Raw genomic sequence first — 16,326 nt, forward strand, 5'->3', positions numbered from 1 at the left:
AAAAGGCTATTCTCTCACTCGCGATGATACGGGTGGTTCTGAGTAACAGACCAAGCGCGGTATAGACTTTCAGAAAGAATAATTCTTACAAGCGGATGAGGAAGCGTAAGTGCAGACAGTGACCATTTTTGTTCAGACAAGGCAATACATTCAGGTGCTAAACCTTCAGGTCCGCCAATCAAAAGACTGACATCACGGCCATCCATTTTCCAATTATCTAACTGTTTAGCTAATGTGGGGGTGTCCCAAGGCTTACCAGTGACTTCTAATGTCACTACGCGGTTACCTTTAGGAATAGCGGCGAGCATTTGTTCGCCTTCTTTTTCTAAAATGCGTTTAATATCAGCATTTTTGCCGCGTTTACCAGCGGGAATTTCGGTGAAACTCACCGGTAAATCGGCGGGGAAACGGCGAAGGAATTCATCTACCCCAGTGGTGACCCAGGCGGGCATTTTTGTACCTACGGCGACAATTTGTATACGCACAGTGGGTAAATCCTTTAGAACATCAAACTACCAACAAAGTTAACCGCAGCCCTTTTTATAAGTCTGCGGTTGGCTTTGTTATGACCACAGCTTCTCTAACTGATAGAAATCGCGGGTTTCGTCTTGCATTACGTGCAAAATAACGTCGCCAAAATCTACTAATACCCATTCGCCAGTTTCTTTGCCTTCCACGCTTGTTGGTGCTTCGTCTGCGCTTTTAGCTTCTACTATTACATTCTCAGCAATAGCAACAACATGGCGCTTAGAGTTACCAGAGCAAATAATCATGGTGTCGGTAATGGTTGATTTGCCACGAACATCCAGTTCTATAATATCGCGGCCTTTCATGTCGTCTACTTTATCTTTTACGAACTGCTTGAGTTGTTGACTCTCCAAGTGTTTCCTCACTTATTTGATAATTCTTGGTATAACCGATGTGTATAAATATAGTCTGAGACTGCCTGAGGCAGCCACTTTGCTATTAATGTCGTGGCTTGAAACTTTGCGTCATGCAATGCTGTTTCGTTCATATATGTTTCTTGCAATGTCGATGATGCATCCGTTTGAACGGCGCTGCGCAATTGCGTTGATGAAACAGGGTGTAATGGGGTATCCGCAAGAAATACTAAGCCATTAGGCTGAGCATGTAGTTGCAGAACGTCCTCTGTTTTGTTGGCTTTTAACCACTCAACCAAGTCATCAGGTGGTGTAAATGTATCGCTGTCGCGACGCATTACCACTAGGTGACAGAAATCAAGCAAACGCTCCCACTCAAACCAAGACTTAAGATTATACAGGGAATCGGCGCCAATGAAAAAACAGATTGTCTTATTGTCTCTTTCTTTTAATGCCCGAAGGGTTTTTACCGTGTAAGAAGGTGAAGGTAACGAGAGTTCGATTAGCTCGGGGTACAAGCGTTTATCTTGCTCACAACACAGCTTCACCATGTTGACCCGGTGTTCTTCGCTAACGGCCACTGATTTGTGCGGCGGTAATTTACAAGGCATTAAACCGAGGGCGTCGATATTCAGCGCAGACAATAAATGGAGCGCAGGTGATACATGACCTAAATGGGGCGGGTTAAACGTCCCCCCTAAAATGGCGCGAATAGCCAAAATGTTAGGCTTCCATCAAAGGAAGGTGAAAAATACCCATCGCCATAAACATCATGCATAAGTGGCAAAGCTTCACGAAGGGGCGAGAAATAACGTTTTGTTTAAACGCTAAATCAGCTTGGGTGAGGGCATCCTGAATTTGTAGCAGCTGTTCTATGCTAAGGCGATTTAACGCACTTTGATAGAAGCCCTGCCTGTTGCGCCAAATACCAAACTTTTGCCATTGAATGGCTTCACCATTAGCGGTAGCACTTTTCAATTTCCATAAGACTTCCCATTCACGAATCAGGGCCCAAATAATAATATTTGGCTCTAAGCCTTCACTTTCTAATCGGTAAAGCATTTTCACGCAGCGATTGGCATCGCCGCTTAGCATGACATCTACTAACTGAAACACGTTGTAGCGAGATTGATCTACCATCGCCCGTTCAATCTGTGCTTCAGACACGGACTGTTGAGGGTAAAGTAGGGCAAGCTTATCTATTTCTTGTTTTGCTGCTAGTAAATTACCTTCGCAAAAATCGGCAATCATTTTCATTCCAGCTGCATTAATAGTCAGCTGATGTTGTTTTACTTGATTGCTGATCCATGCACTAAGTTGCCTGCCTTCTAAAGGGTAGCAGAGTACAGAAACGCCCATGTCATCGAGTACTTTGAACCACTTCCCACGCTGTACGTCTTTGCCAATTTTAGGACCATGCACTAGAAGAAGAGTATCTTGAGTTAACCCTTTAGCCACTTCTTGCAGCATTTTGCTGCCTTCTGCGCCGGGTTTTCCTGTAGGAAGTTCTAATTCAATAAACTGTTGGTTTGAAAACAACGACATGCTTTGGGTTGCTTCAAGCAGCTGATTCCATGAAAAGCCAGTGTCGGCCACAAGCACTGTGCGCTCATCAAAACCGTTGGCTTTTGCCGTGCTGCGGATTTGCTCTATCACCTCAAACTTCTGCTGAGGCTCATCACCAAACACCAAGTAACAGGATGCTAATCCTTTACCTATCTCACTGGAAAATTGGTTTGGGTAGACTTGCATGCTTAATTAATCAGCTTAGCAGCAGAGGCTTGGCTTGAAAGCCTACGGATAATAATGTCCGCTGCCTCGGCACGCATTTCATCGAGTACTAATTCGAGTTCTCTTGATTTCGCCAATACTTGATCGGGATCATCTTGATAATCACGCATTACATCGAAGGTAGCCATAATGGCTTCCTCGTCAGGGAATTGAACCCGATAACGCACGGTATAAATCAGTTCGTATTCAGCAACTTGACCCGAAGCGTAAACCGAAAGCAGTCTGCGCTCTAATTTTTCAGGCAGTAAATACAAAGATACGCCGTCGTTAGACGACGTACTATCTTGTTGGTAGACGCCATTTAACCCGTACACAGTAAGGCGGTTGTGAAGCGCTCTTGCAAGAGGTGCATGAGCGCGAGCACTGGTGATAAGCACTGATTTTACATTTTCAGGAAGGCTAGGGGCACTTCTTAAATGAAATCCACAACCGCCAAGTGCAAAAAGTGCACTCAATACCACTGTGTAACGAAGTAAACGGCGCATATTAGTTAGCCACTATGTTGACAAGTTTTCCTGGTACCACAATAACTTTACGTATTGTTTTACCTTCAATAAACGGTTGCACGTTATCTTGTGCTTTGGCCGCTTCTTCAATGGCGTCTTTGCTGGCATCAGCAGCTACGGTCATCTTAGCGCGAACCTTACCGTTAACTTGCACGATAATAAGCTTTTCGTCTTCAACCAAGGCTGCTTTATCGGCGACAGGCCAAGGGGCATGATCGATATCGCTTGTCTGGCCCAATACTTTCCACAATTCATGAGAAATGTGAGGGGTAATAGGGTTAAGTAGCAAGACTAATGACTCTGCAGCTTCACGCATAATGGCAATATCTTGCGCATCTTCTTGTGGTGCTTTTTGAAGATGGTTCAATAACTCCATAATAGCGGCGATAGCGGTATTGAACGTTTGGCGACGACCTAAGTCATCAGAGACTTTTTCAATAGTCTTGTGCACTTCGCGGCGTAATGCTTGTTGGTTCTTATTCAGCGCTTTTGCGTTAAGGGCAACAGGCGTACCTTTTTCAACGTGCTCGGTTACCAGCTTCCAAATACGACGTAAGAAACGGTTAGCACCTTCTACGCCCGAATCTACCCACTCTAGTGTTTGCTCAGGAGGCGCAGCGAACATCGTAAATAAACGCACCGTATCGGCACCATATAGGTCGATAACTTCTTGTGGATCAATCCCGTTGTTTTTCGACTTCGACATTTTAGTCATGCCGCCATGAATAACCGGTTCACCATCGGCGGTTAGCCATGCTTTTACAATACGGCCTTTCTCGTCTTTTTCGGTAGACACTTCAGTGGGTGAGTACCAAGTTTTCTTGCCAGCATCATCTTCGCGGTAGTAAGAATCTGCTAGCACCATGCCCTGACACAACAAACGCTTAAACGGTTCATCAGAATTTACCAAGCCTTCATCACGCAATAGTTTGTGGAAGAAGCGAGAGTATAATAAGTGCAGGATGGCATGTTCGATACCACCGATATACTGATCGACAGGCAGCCAGTAGTTCGATGAAGTAGGGTCAAGCATTGCATCGTGATTTGTAGCGCTTGCATAGCGAGCGTAGTACCACGACGATTCCATAAAGGTATCAAAGGTGTCAGTTTCGCGAAGTGCAGGTTCACCGTTGTAGGTGGTTTTCGCCCATTCAGGATCGGCTTTAATCGGTGATGTAACACCGTTCATTTCCACATCTTCAGGAAGTACTACCGGCAATTCGCTTTCTGGTACAGGAACCGATTCACCATTTTCCAAGTTAAGCATGGGAATAGGTGAACCCCAGTAACGCTGACGGCTTACACCCCAATCTCGTAAACGGTAGTTTACTTTACGTTTACCAAAGCCTTTTTCTTCAAGTGCGGTTGCGATGTTATTAAACGCATCGTCAAACGCTAGGCCATCGAATTTTTCAGAATTTAATAAGGTGCCTTTTTCGGTATACGCAGAGACGGTTAAATCACATTCTTCTTTTGCTTCTGCATCTGGCGCGATAACTTGCTTAATGGTTAAGCCATATTTGGTCGCAAATTCCCAATCACGTTGATCGTGACCTGGTACAGCCATTACTGCGCCTGAACCGTAATCCATCAATACAAAGTTCGCCACCCAAACAGGTAACAATTCGCCAGTTAAAGGATGTACTGCTTGAATGCCCGTATCACAGCCTTTTTTCTCCATGGTAGCCAATTCTGCTTCGGCTACTTTGGTGTTTTTGCACTCGTCAATAAAGGTAGCAAGCTCAGCATTCGTCTTAGCTGCAAATTCCGCTAATGGATGCTGTGCAGCGACTGCCACGTAGGTTACGCCGTAGAATGTATCAGGGCGAGTGGTGTAAACGGTTAAATCGTTTATGTCGCTGCCGTTTTTACCTAAGTTAAAGGTAATGTCTACCCCTTCAGAGCGACCAATCCAGTTCGCCTGCATGGCACGCACTTGATCAGGCCATTCTTCAAGCTGTTCTAAGTCAGCCAACAACTCTTCGGCGTAGTCGGTAATTTTAATGAACCATTGTGGAATTTCTTTTTGTTCCACTAATGCGCCAGAGCGCCAACCGCGACCGTCAATAACTTGTTCGTTTGCCAAAACGGTTTGATCTACCGGATCCCAGTTAACAGTTGAGTTCTTTTTATAAACCAAGCCTTTTTCGTAAAGACGAGTGAAGAACCATTGTTCCCAGCGATAGTAGTCTGGCTTACAGGTTGTTACTTCGCGATCCCAGTCGTAACCAAAACCCAAAGAGCGAAGCTGAGTTTTCATGTAATCAATATTGGAATAGGTCCAATTGGCAGGCGCAGTATTATTATTAATCGCGGCGTTTTCTGCTGGAAGACCGAAAGCATCCCAACCCATAGGTTGGAGAACGTTTTTACCCTGCATGCGCTGATAACGGCTAATAACATCACCAATGGTGTAGTTACGCACGTGACCCATATGCAAGCGACCACTTGGGTAAGGGAACATAGAGAGACAGTAGAACTTCTCTTTTTCTACATCATCATTTGCTTGAAATGAGTTGTTTTCTTCCCAGTATTGCTGAACACGTTGTTCTATATCTTTCGGGTTGTACTGATTTTCGGCCATGAAACTTAGGCTTCCGCATTATTAGAGTTAAAACGTTCATGAAACCTGCTCCCCCAAATTTCATTGTGGGGTGTGACTCGTCGTTGGACAGAATCACAATATTGCAGGTTTAACTTGCATGTAGCCGCATAGAATAACCCAGCGCTACACTTAGCCTCAATAGCTAGTGCTAGGTTAGCACGACTTTTTTGTGACTACTTGTTGAAAAAGTAAGCGTATTGGCAAAGGTTTCACTTGATAGCGGTTTCGTACATAAAAATTAATAGCCGTGATTGTTCGTTAATTCATCGATTAGAGGCCCGAAACAGTGCTTTACGGCATAAGGGTTTGACACACTACTTAAATAGGGTTTCACTTACCCTAAAGCACAATAAATAGAACACTATGCCAGGCGAAAGCACCACTATGGCCCTAGATCCAATTGACCTAACCCCAACCATCAATCGAAAAGCAGTGAATGCTGCCTTAAAAGACGATGAAGCCCTAAATGCCACATTTATAGGGCAGGAGCGCGCGCGAGAAGCGTTAACCTTCGGTCTTGGCATTAACGCGAAAGGTTATAATCTTTATGTGATGGGTGAACCGGCTACGGGTCGCTTTACCTTGGTAAAAGATTACATTGAACGCCAAGTAGCCGTGCTGCCTGCACCCGATGATTGGTGTTATATCAATAACTTTGATGAAGAGCGCGAGCCAGTAGCCCTTCGTTTTCCGCCAGGTGGCGGTAAAGCATTTCAAAAAGACATCACTAGCTTAATTGATGACGTGCTCGATACCTTTCCGGTGGCATTTGATAACCCAGGTTATCAGCGCCGTAGAACCAGCATTTCTCGCGAGTTCGATCAAAAATACGATAGCGCCATTGATGCGGTAGAGCGTTTCGCAAAAGCTAATGAAGTGGCAATGAATGAAGACGGGGGCACTATCACGTTTTCACCTATTGTTGATGGTAAACCCATTAGCGATGCCGAATTTGCAACGGCTAGCGACGAAAAGCGCCAATTCTTTTACAACTTGATAGACGAGCTAGAAAATAGACTAAGTGAAAGTTTATTAAGTTTACCGTCGTGGAAGCGTGAAAATTCAGAGCGCTTGCGTGAGCTAGATAAGCAAACTGCCGAGCAAGGCATTAAGCCACTTTTAAAGGTACTAGAGCACAAATACGCGTCAGATTTAGGCATTTTAAAATACTTAAAGCAGCTTAAAACTGCACTTGTGAATGCTATTTTACTTATTTTGGCTGAAGAGCAAAAAGACGAAAAAAGTGATGAATTCGATAAACGCTTATTCTTAGAAGAGCAATTTCTGCCTAATGTATTGGTTGCGAATCGTCTAGATGACTCCGCGCCAGTAATCTATGAGCCAAACCCAACGTATCAAAACCTGTTCGGGAAAATTGAATACACTAATATTCATGGCAGTGTTTACACTAATTACCGAATGATTCGCCCTGGCGCATTACATCGTGCCAATGGCGGTTATTTGCTGCTTGATGTCGACCAGTTAATAGAACAGCCCTATGTGTGGGATACCCTTAAGCTGGCGGCGAAATCGGGTAGTTTGAAAATGGATTTACCCCAGCAAGATGTCGGTATGGTAAATGCGATTACCCTAAACCCTCAACCTATCGATTTGAACGTAAAGATAGTGCTGCTAGGGTCGCGAGAATTGTATTACACCTTGCAAGATTACGATGATGAATTTGATGAGCTGTTTCGTGTGCTGGTCGATTTCGATTTAGAAATTCAGGTGACTCGACAAGCTTTGTTCGATTTTGTGGGCAAAGTGCGCAAACACATTTTAGCGCTTAACTTAACCGGTATTACCGCCAATGCTATGTGCCGCTTAGTCGAATATTCATTGCGCATGGCTGAACACCAAGAAAAGCTTTCAGCACATTTTGCTGAAGTGATTGAGTTGGTGAATGAAGCCCATTATTTTTGCGTAAAGTCAGGTAGTGAAACCCTAGAGCTTGACCATTTGCGCACCGCACTTAGTGCTAAAAAACGCAGAACCGGGCGAGTAAGCCAAACTCTACTTAATGATATTAAAGAAGGGCATGTACTTATTGCTACCGACGGCAAAGCCATAGGTAAAGTGAATGGACTTACGGTGCTAGATATTGGTGACACTGCTTTTGGTACGCCTGCGCGCATTACCTCTACGGTATTTGCTGGCGCAAGTGGCGTGGTTGATATTGAACGTGAAGTAGAGCTAGGCCAACCGATTCACTCAAAAGGCGTGATGCTATTAACAGGGTATTTAGGTTATAAATACGCTCAGCACTTCCCGCTAACCTTGTCGGCTAATATTGCGTTGGAGCAGTCGTACGGGCACATCGATGGTGATAGTGCGTCATTAGGAGAATTGGTGGCGTTAATTTCTGCGTTAACCGAAATTCCATGCGTACAAACCCTCGCTATTACAGGCTCAATTAACCAGTATGGCGAAGTGCAAGCGGTGGGTGGGGTGAATGAAAAAATTGAAGGCTTCTTCGACTTATGTCAGCACCGCGGCTTAACGGGTACACAAGGTGTGGTCATTCCTAAATCGAATGCAATCAACTTGGTATTAGATGCCACTGTCATTGATGCGGTGAAAAAAGGCTTGTTCCACATTCATACTGTAGAAACGGTAGATGATGCCTTGACCGTATTGATGGGGCAAGATGCCGGTACATTAAGTAGCCGAGGTCGTTACCCCAAAAACACCATTAACTATCATGCAGTGAATCGTTTATACAATATTGCACTCATGGTTAACGGTGGCGACGGCGAATAAGCGCTTTCATTCGCCGGTCGCTCAATGCTGCACCCGTTCAGGCCGCTCGGTCTTTTCGTAAGAGAGTTTGAGCATCAATTTGATGCTCTTTGTTGTTATAGCAATACAGCCAATTATTTTGGCGGCATTCTTAAGCCGCCGTCTAAGCGAATAGTCTCACCATTTAAATAGTTATTTTCGGCAATATGCAGCACCAATTTACCGAACTCTTCAGGCAAACCTAAGCGTTTAGGAAATTGAACGTTACTAGAAAGAGCGTCTTGTACTTTTTCTGGCATGGCAAGCAGCATAGGTGTTCCCATTACCCCTGGCGCGATAGTGTTAACCCGAATGCCTAGCGGGGCAAGATCTCTCGCCATAGGTAGGGTCAGCGCAATAATGCCGCCTTTGCTTGCTGCGTAAGCGGTTTGTCCTATTTGCCCTTCATAGCCTGCTACAGAGGCTGTATTAATGATAACGCCTCGCTCGCCTTCCTCATTCAATGGGGCTTGTTCCGCCATGGCTGCCGCCACAAGACGCGCCACATTAAAGCTACCTACTAAATTAATATCAATCGTGTTTTGAAAGTCACCTAAGGGGGCTGGATTACCATCTCGGTCCAGTAAACGCTTTGCAGGGGCAATACCGGCGCAGTTTACGCACAGAGAAAGCGTGGAAAAACGAGAAAGGCATTTATCTATCGCATGGGTAATGTCGTCTTCGCTTCTTACGTCAACCTTAACAAACAAGGTATGTTCAGCACCGAGTTCTTCTACACGTTGCTTACCCATGTCTTCATTTAAATCGAGCAAACACACATTGGCACCAGCAGCACGAAGGGCAATGGCAGTAGCATGACCAAGACCGGAGCACCCACCAGTAACTATGGCAGTTCGGTTTTCAAGTGACTTTTGTTGCAAATAGGGAGTTTTAAGCGAGTCGGGAATAGGCTTGGTTTCTATCATAGGGTTTCCGCGTAGGTTCCGTATTATTGTTTGTTAATTTATGTCCACAACGACATTATCATGTTTGTTAACATAATATTAACGGGAATACGGTACGAAAACTATGGCGCCGGCAAAAACCGGCACCACGGCATGACTTATTTTGGCAACTGAATTTTACGCTCTTCACTCGGACGGTAAAGAATAAGCGTGTGTCCAATTACTTGTAGCTTTTCTGATTTAGTTTCGCGAACAATCGCATCCATGATGAGCGATTTTTCTTCACGATCATCAGTGGGAACTTTAACTTTTATCAGTTCATGGAAATTTAATGCGTTGTCGATTTCCGCAACAACACCTTCAGTAAGGCCGTTTGAACCTAGCTGTACGATAGGCTTTAGCGGGTGCGCTAGGCCTTTTAAAAATTGTTTCTGTTTATTTGAAAGTTTCATGTAGTCAATTTTCTTACAATTAATCTATAAATTTAAGCTTGAATTAACGTATTCTAACGCCATCTTCTCTACAATCCTAATGACAATGTATTGGAATGACAAAAAAGAAGCACTCTGCCAGCAGTAAACGCTGGTTAACAGAACATTTTAACGACCATTATGTGCAAAAAGCGCAGAAGCAGGGTAAGCGATCGCGTGCCTTCTTCAAATTGGAAGAAATTCAGCAAAAAGACAAACTTATCAGCAAAGGTAACACAGTAGTGGACCTTGGGGCTGCGCCAGGAGGCTGGTCTCAACTCGCTTCTGAACTGGTAGGAGACAACGGGCAAGTTATCGCATGCGATATTTTACCAATGGATTCTATCGTTGGCGTTAATTTTTTGCAGGGTGACTTCAGAGATGAAGCTGTTTTAAATGCGTTATTGAACAGAATTGGCGGGAACACCGTAGATATAGTGTTGTCTGATATGGCACCGAACTTGTCTGGAAATGCAGCGGTAGACCAAGCTGGCTCGATGTACTTGTGTGAATTGGCGCTGGATATGTGTCATCAAGTACTGAAACCAGGTGGAGGTTTTATGATTAAGGTTTTCCAAGGGGAAGGCTTTGATACCTTTCTACGTGCATTACGTGACTCGTTCACAACCATAAAAACACGTAAGCCCGATTCATCACGATCACGGTCTCGTGAGGTGTATTTGGTGGCTCTTGGGTACAAAGTGTAGTACGCTTTGAGTAAGCGATTTTCGTTGCGAAAGTTTATGTGTGTAAGGGAAGCACTCGTGGTTTTATCTTTCACAAGTATATTCTTTCGGATTTTTAGAGGTTAGTAGCATTGAGCGATATGGCAAAAAATTTAATCTTATGGTTGGTTATCGCCGTTGTGTTGATGTCTGTATTTCAGAGCTTTTCACCTGGTGAATCGTCGAAAACACAGACCGATTACACAACTTTTTTAAGAGAAGCTGAGCAGGGTAACATCCGTGAAGTTCGCATTGATAATAGCGGCGAAATTCGTGGTACCCGACGTTCAGGCGAAACATTTCAAACGTACGTACCGTATTTTGATGACAAGTTAGTTTCTGACTTGGTTAAAAACGATGTGCGCGTTTACGGTGAGCCGCCAGAAGAACAATCATTTCTCACATCTATTTTCATTTCTTGGTTCCCAATGCTTCTGCTTATTGGTGTATGGATTTTCTTCATGCGTCAAATGCAAGGTGGCGGTGGTCGCGGCGCTATGTCTTTCGGCAAAAGCAAAGCCCGCCTTTTAGGTGAAGACCAAATTAAAACCACCTTTGCTGATGTTGCAGGTTGTGACGAAGCAAAAGAAGATGTGACTGAACTGGTAGACTTCTTACGCGACCCATCTAAGTTCCAAAAATTAGGCGGTAAAATTCCTAAAGGCGTCCTGATGGTTGGTCCTCCTGGAACGGGTAAAACCTTGCTTGCAAAAGCAATTGCTGGTGAAGCCAAAGTACCGTTCTTTACCATTTCAGGTTCAGATTTCGTGGAAATGTTTGTGGGTGTTGGTGCATCGCGTGTTCGTGACATGTTCGAGCAAGCGAAAAAAGCAGCGCCTTGTATCATTTTCATCGATGAAATTGATGCGGTAGGTCGCCAACGTGGCGCAGGTTTAGGTGGTGGTCATGATGAACGTGAACAAACGCTAAACCAGATGCTTGTTGAGATGGATGGTTTTGAAGGTCATGAAGGCATTATTGTTATTGCCGCGACTAACCGTCCTGATGTGTTAGACCCTGCATTGTTACGTCCAGGTCGTTTTGACCGTCAAGTGGTTGTTGGTTTACCTGACATCCGTGGTCGTGAACAGATTCTTAAAGTTCATATGCGCAAAGTACCTGTGTCCGATAACGTTGAACCAAGTGTTATTGCTCGTGGTACGCCAGGTTTCTCTGGTGCTGACTTAGCTAACTTGGTTAACGAAGCTGCTTTATTCGCTGCACGTGGTAATAAACGTCTAGTGGCGATGGAAGAGTTTGAGAAAGCGAAAGATAAGATCATGATGGGCTCTGAGCGTAAGTCTATGGTGATGACTGAGGAAGAAAAGACCAACACGGCTTACCACGAAGCAGGGCATGCAATTGTTGGTCGCTTGGTTCCAGAACACGATCCTGTTTACAAGGTTTCTATTATTCCTCGTGGTCGTGCGCTGGGTGTCACTATGTATCTTCCAGAACAAGACAAGTACAGCCACAGTAAACAGCATTTAGAAAGTATGATTTCTAGCTTGTATGGTGGACGTATTGCTGAAGAAATGACCCTTGGCGAAGCTGGCGTAACTACTGGCGCTTCAAACGATATTGAGCGCGCCTCTGATATTGCGCGAAAAATGGTGACGCAATGGGGCTTGTCAAGCAAGATGGGGCCATTGCTATACGCAGAAGAAGAAGGCGAAGTGTTCTTAGGTCGTTCTTCATCTAGCTCAATCAGAATGTCAAACCAGACTGCTTTAGCAATTGATGAAGAAGTTAAAGACATCATCAATCGCAACTACGCACGAGCTGAAAAGATCCTAAAAGATAACGCGGATATTCTGGAAGCCATGAAAGATGCGTTAATGAAGTACGAGACTATCGACGCGAAGCAAGTTGATGATTTAATGGAACGTCGCGAAGTTCGTCCTCCTGCAGATTGGGATGATCGTCGTCCTTCTGATGGTGACAAGCCAAGCGGCGGTAAACCTACTCGCGAAGGCGAAATTACTAACGATGGTGTTGAAAAGCCGTCTGTTGGTAAACCAGGTGACTTACCTAGCTAGAAATTGATATAAAGTTAATAAAACGCCAGTATTTCTGGCGTTTTTTATTTGTGCAGTGATAATTTTTTTAATGATCGATACCACGCCGAGTTGGCTGATTGATTTTAAGAGTAAGTAAATGCAGTTTTCTTCCCACACACTAGATTTATCCCGCCCACAGGTGATGGGTATTTTAAATGTCACACCCGACTCCTTTTCTGACGGTGGCAAACACGCGCTTCTTGAGAATGCGGTAAGACATGCTGAAAAGATGCTAGCTCAAGGTGCTACGTTAATAGATGTTGGCGGTGAGTCGACTCGACCAGGTGCTGCAGCCGTTTCACTAGATGAAGAACTAGACCGTGTTATTCCGGTAATTGAAGCGTTGCGTGCCAATACCGATTGCATTATTTCAGTAGATACCAGTAAAGCTGAGGTCATGACGCAAGCGGTTAACGCTGGAGCAGGGCTAATTAATGATGTAAGAGCTTTGCAAGAACCCGGTGCACTATCGGCAGCGGCAAATGCCAATGTGCCAGTGTGTTTAATGCATATGCAAGGCCAGCCTAAAGATATGCAGCAGCAGCCTCATTACAAAGACGTGGTCGCTGACGTTGAACAATTTTTATTAGCAAGAGCATCAGATTGCATTGCAGCTGGCATTAAAAAAGAGCAAATTTTGTTCGACCCAGGCTATGGATTTGGTAAAACCCTGGAACATAATTACGCATTAGTAAAACACCTCCCAAGCATAATAGCGCTGGGCTATCCTGTGCTAGTAGGTATGTCACGTAAATCAATGATTGGCAATTTGTTAAATAGAAATGTAGATGAACGCTTGGCGGGAAGTATTACCCTCGCTACAATTGCAGCACAGCAAGGTGCGCATATTATTCGCGTTCACGATGTACAAGAAACAGCGGACGCAGTTAACATTGTTAATATGCTAACAACAATAGAATAAGGAACCTTCATGGGGCAGCGCAAATATTTCGGCACTGATGGCATACGCGGTAAAGTGGGCGAAAGTAATATTAATCCCGAATTTGTTATTAAGCTTGGTTGGGCAGCAGGGAAAGTACTTGCCGGACGAGGCACCAATAAAGTACTTATTGGCAAAGACACTCGTATATCTGGCTACATGCTAGAGTCTTCATTAGAAGCAGGCTTATCAGCAGCGGGTATTGATAGTGGGTTACTAGGCCCCATGCCCACGCCTGCTATCGCTTACTTAACGAAAACATTCCGCTCTGAAGCCGGTATTGTGATTAGTGCTTCACATAATCCTTATTACGATAATGGAATTAAGTTCTTCTCAGCAGACGGATTCAAGCTAGACGATGATATTGAGCTGGCGATAGAAGACATGCTTGATAAACCAATGACATGCGTTGCTTCGGATAAGTTGGGAAAGGCGACCAGAATTAACGATGCTGCTGGCCGTTATATAGAATTTTGTAAAGGTAGCTTCCCGTCTGATTTATCTCTTACCGGTTTAAAAATAGTCGTAGATTGCGCCCACGGTGCTACTTACCACATTGCGCCTAATGTACTGCGTGAACTTGGCGCTACGGTTGTTGAAATAGGTACCGCGCCAAATGGTTTAAATATCAATGAAGGTGTTGGCGCCACATCGATGGACGCGATAGTTGAGAAAGTAAAAGAAACGAACGCGCATCTTGGGTTTGCCTTAGATGGTGACGGCGACCGTATTATGATGGTTGATCATTTAGGCAATGTGATAGATGGCGACCAAATTGTTTATATGATTGCCCGCGATGCACTTAAAAATGGTCGTATGCAAGGCGGTGTCGTAGGCACCTTAATGAGTAACCTTGGATTAGAAATCGCCTTTAGTAAGTTAGGTGTTCCTTTTGCACGAAGCAAAGTAGGGGATCGCTATGTAATGGAAATGCTTCAGCAAAAAGGCTGGGCAATTGGTGGCGAGAACTCGGGTCATATTTTGAATTTAGCAACGTCTTCTACCGGTGACGGCATTATTGCTGGCTTACAAGTTCTTGCTGCAATGTTACGCTCAGACTTAGATTTACATGATTTAAGTAGTGGCTTTGATATGTATCCTCAGTGCTTAGTCAACGTGCGTTATCAAGATGCTAGTCAAGATTATCTAGCCCACGCTGATGTGCAAGGCGCTAAACAGGAAGCAGAGGCAGCATTAGGTAAGAAAGGCCGCGTTTTATTACGTAAAAGCGGAACTGAACCTCTTATTCGCGTTATGGTAGAGTCTGATAATGAAGGGCATTCTTCCAAGTGGGCAGAGCATATTGCTGAAACTGTTCGTAAAGTCGCCAATTAGTTGGCAGAACTGGAAATTTCGCGTTTTATACTTGTATATTTTTACTGAAATCGTTAATATCACGCCCGCTTTAAGACAGGGCTAAGGTCTGCATTGTGAATAACAATAAAAGAAAGCCGCTGGTAGCGGGCAATTGGAAAATGAACGGTAACCGTTCTCTGGTCACTAATTTCAACGATGCATTAACTATTGATGTCATCGGGAATGTTGATGTAGTTATTTGTCCGCCTGCTTTATATCTTTCAGCATTTTGTGCTGAAGCTTTCGCATTAGGCGGTCAAGATGTTAGTCATCTTGATAATGGCGCTCACACCGGCGATTTATCGGCTGACATGCTTGCTGAGCTTGGTTGTAGATACGCCATAGTAGGGCATTCAGAAAGAAGAGATGACCACGGCGAAAGCAATAGCTTAGTGGCCGAGAAAGCAAAGAAATCAATTGCGAGTGGATTAACCCCTATCATTTGTGTGGGTGAGTCACTTGATATTAGGGAAAGTGGTCAAGTTGAGTCTTTCATTGGCGAACAACTTGATGCGTTAATCAACGGCTTAACCGTTGAAGAGCTTTCTAAATCAGTACTTGCTTACGAGCCTGTATGGGCTATAGGTACTGGAAAAACAGCTTCACCTGAACAAGCGCAAGACGTACATGAATTTATTCGTGGATACTTTGCAAAAGTAGACGCAGAGCTTGCTCAAGGGTTACGAATTTTATACGGCGGCAGTGTTAAAGCAGATAATGCTAAAACATTGTTTGCACAACAAGACGTAGATGGTGGCCTAATTGGTGGCGCCAGCTTAAAAACAGAAGATTTTATTTCAATTTGCCAAGCGGCAAACTGACGAGGTAATTATGGTTTACGAAGTGCTACTGGTAGCATATTTAATTGTTGCATTACTGTTGATTGGTTTTGTTCTTATTCAACAGGGTAAAGGTGCAGATATGGGCGCTTCTTTTGGTAGCGGCGGCTCAAATACTGTTTTCGGCTCAGGTGGTTCAGGTAACTTTATGACCCGAACAACTGCTATTTTAGCCGGTCTGTTTTTCTTTATCAGCCTTACATTAGGCGCGATGACGGCAAACCGTGAAAGTGCTGAAGATGAGTGGGACAATTTAGAAGTTCCAGCAGCGGTTGAAGCGCCAGTGCAAGCACCAGGTGATATGGATGTTCCTGTTATGGATACGCCTGTAGAAGACGCAGCAACGACGAATGATATTCCAATGGGTGACGCTCCTAACGCTGAGGCTCCCAACGCTGACGCTCCTCAGGCGGAAGTTACTGAGGAAGACGTACCTAAGTCTGACGATTCAGACGTACCTAACTAAGATT

General features: G+C 44.4%; 15 protein-coding genes. 7 read left to right on the forward strand and 8 right to left on the reverse strand.

The genetic code is table 11. The annotated features are described in order from the left end of the window. Window positions 1–14 precede the first annotated feature (14 nt). From rlmH to leuS, 6 genes are all read right to left on the reverse strand, one after another. Window positions 15–485, reverse strand: coding sequence for a 23S rRNA (pseudouridine(1915)-N(3))-methyltransferase RlmH (gene rlmH / locus AAC006_RS08040; RefSeq protein ID WP_126872222.1), 471 nt, complete (start codon window positions 483–485; stop codon window positions 15–17). Window positions 486–563: 78 nt separating this feature from the next. Next, a complete protein-coding gene (gene rsfS, locus AAC006_RS08045) occupies window positions 564–881 on the reverse strand; it encodes a ribosome silencing factor (RefSeq protein ID WP_013784368.1) in 318 nt (105 codons plus the stop codon). Between the two features lie 8 nt (window positions 882–889). Further along, window positions 890–1,600: a nicotinate (nicotinamide) nucleotide adenylyltransferase gene (nadD, locus tag AAC006_RS08050; RefSeq protein ID WP_013784367.1), complete on the reverse strand. Its 711-nt coding sequence runs from the start codon at window positions 1,598–1,600 to the stop codon at window positions 890–892. Between the two features lie 4 nt (window positions 1,601–1,604). Next, window positions 1,605–2,633 carry a DNA polymerase III subunit delta gene (gene holA / locus AAC006_RS08055; protein ID WP_126872223.1) on the reverse strand — a complete coding sequence of 343 codons (1,029 nt, stop codon included), beginning with the start codon at window positions 2,631–2,633 and terminating at the stop codon, window positions 1,605–1,607. A 2-nt stretch (window positions 2,634–2,635) separates the two neighbouring features. Continuing rightward, window positions 2,636–3,157, reverse strand: coding sequence for an LPS assembly lipoprotein LptE (gene lptE / locus AAC006_RS08060; protein ID WP_126872224.1), 522 nt, complete (start codon window positions 3,155–3,157; stop codon window positions 2,636–2,638). A 1-nt stretch (window position 3,158) separates the two neighbouring features. Next, window positions 3,159–5,762 carry a leucine--tRNA ligase gene (gene leuS, locus AAC006_RS08065; protein ID WP_126872225.1) on the reverse strand — a complete coding sequence of 868 codons (2,604 nt, stop codon included), beginning with the start codon at window positions 5,760–5,762 and terminating at the stop codon, window positions 3,159–3,161. Between the two features lie 405 nt (window positions 5,763–6,167). Here leuS and AAC006_RS08070 point away from each other — a divergent pair, with 405 nt between their 5' ends. Beyond that, window positions 6,168–8,543 (forward strand): ATP-binding protein, encoded by a 2,376-nt coding sequence (locus AAC006_RS08070; RefSeq protein WP_260563435.1) that lies wholly within the window; start codon window positions 6,168–6,170, stop codon window positions 8,541–8,543. A gap of 113 nt (window positions 8,544–8,656) precedes the next feature. Here the strand turns inward: AAC006_RS08070 and AAC006_RS08075 are convergent, their stop codons facing one another. Then, entirely contained in the window at window positions 8,657–9,487 is an 831-nt protein-coding gene (locus tag AAC006_RS08075; protein ID WP_185864149.1) for a 3-hydroxyacyl-CoA dehydrogenase, read from the reverse strand. 137 nt (window positions 9,488–9,624) lie between these two features. Next, window positions 9,625–9,918 (reverse strand): ribosome assembly RNA-binding protein YhbY, encoded by a 294-nt coding sequence (yhbY, locus tag AAC006_RS08080; RefSeq protein ID WP_013784361.1) that lies wholly within the window; start codon window positions 9,916–9,918, stop codon window positions 9,625–9,627. A 95-nt stretch (window positions 9,919–10,013) separates the two neighbouring features. Between yhbY and rlmE the strand changes: the two genes are divergently transcribed. The 6 genes from rlmE (at window position 10,014) to secG (ending at window position 16,322) form a co-directional block, all read left to right on the forward strand. Next, window positions 10,014–10,643 (forward strand): 23S rRNA (uridine(2552)-2'-O)-methyltransferase RlmE, encoded by a 630-nt coding sequence (gene rlmE, locus AAC006_RS08085; RefSeq protein WP_126872227.1) that lies wholly within the window; start codon window positions 10,014–10,016, stop codon window positions 10,641–10,643. A 110-nt stretch (window positions 10,644–10,753) separates the two neighbouring features. Further along, on the forward strand, window positions 10,754–12,700 hold the full coding sequence (gene ftsH, locus AAC006_RS08090; RefSeq protein ID WP_126872228.1) for an ATP-dependent zinc metalloprotease FtsH: 1,947 nt from the start codon (window positions 10,754–10,756) through the stop codon (window positions 12,698–12,700). A gap of 118 nt (window positions 12,701–12,818) precedes the next feature. Further along, complete coding sequence (folP, locus tag AAC006_RS08095; RefSeq protein WP_126872229.1) at window positions 12,819–13,643, forward strand: dihydropteroate synthase; 825 nt, start codon at window positions 12,819–12,821, stop codon at window positions 13,641–13,643. Window positions 13,644–13,652: 9 nt separating this feature from the next. After that, window positions 13,653–14,996 (forward strand): phosphoglucosamine mutase, encoded by a 1,344-nt coding sequence (gene glmM, locus AAC006_RS08100; RefSeq protein WP_013784357.1) that lies wholly within the window; start codon window positions 13,653–13,655, stop codon window positions 14,994–14,996. A gap of 95 nt (window positions 14,997–15,091) precedes the next feature. Then, window positions 15,092–15,838: a triose-phosphate isomerase gene (gene tpiA / locus AAC006_RS08105; RefSeq protein ID WP_126872230.1), complete on the forward strand. Its 747-nt coding sequence runs from the start codon at window positions 15,092–15,094 to the stop codon at window positions 15,836–15,838. A gap of 10 nt (window positions 15,839–15,848) precedes the next feature. After that, window positions 15,849–16,322 (forward strand): preprotein translocase subunit SecG, encoded by a 474-nt coding sequence (gene secG, locus AAC006_RS08110; protein WP_126872231.1) that lies wholly within the window; start codon window positions 15,849–15,851, stop codon window positions 16,320–16,322. Window positions 16,323–16,326 lie beyond the last annotated feature (4 nt).

Origin of the sequence: uncultured Alteromonas sp., assembly GCF_963976965.1 — a bacterium.
GTDB classification, from domain to species: Bacteria; Pseudomonadota; Gammaproteobacteria; order Enterobacterales; family Alteromonadaceae; genus Alteromonas; species Alteromonas naphthalenivorans.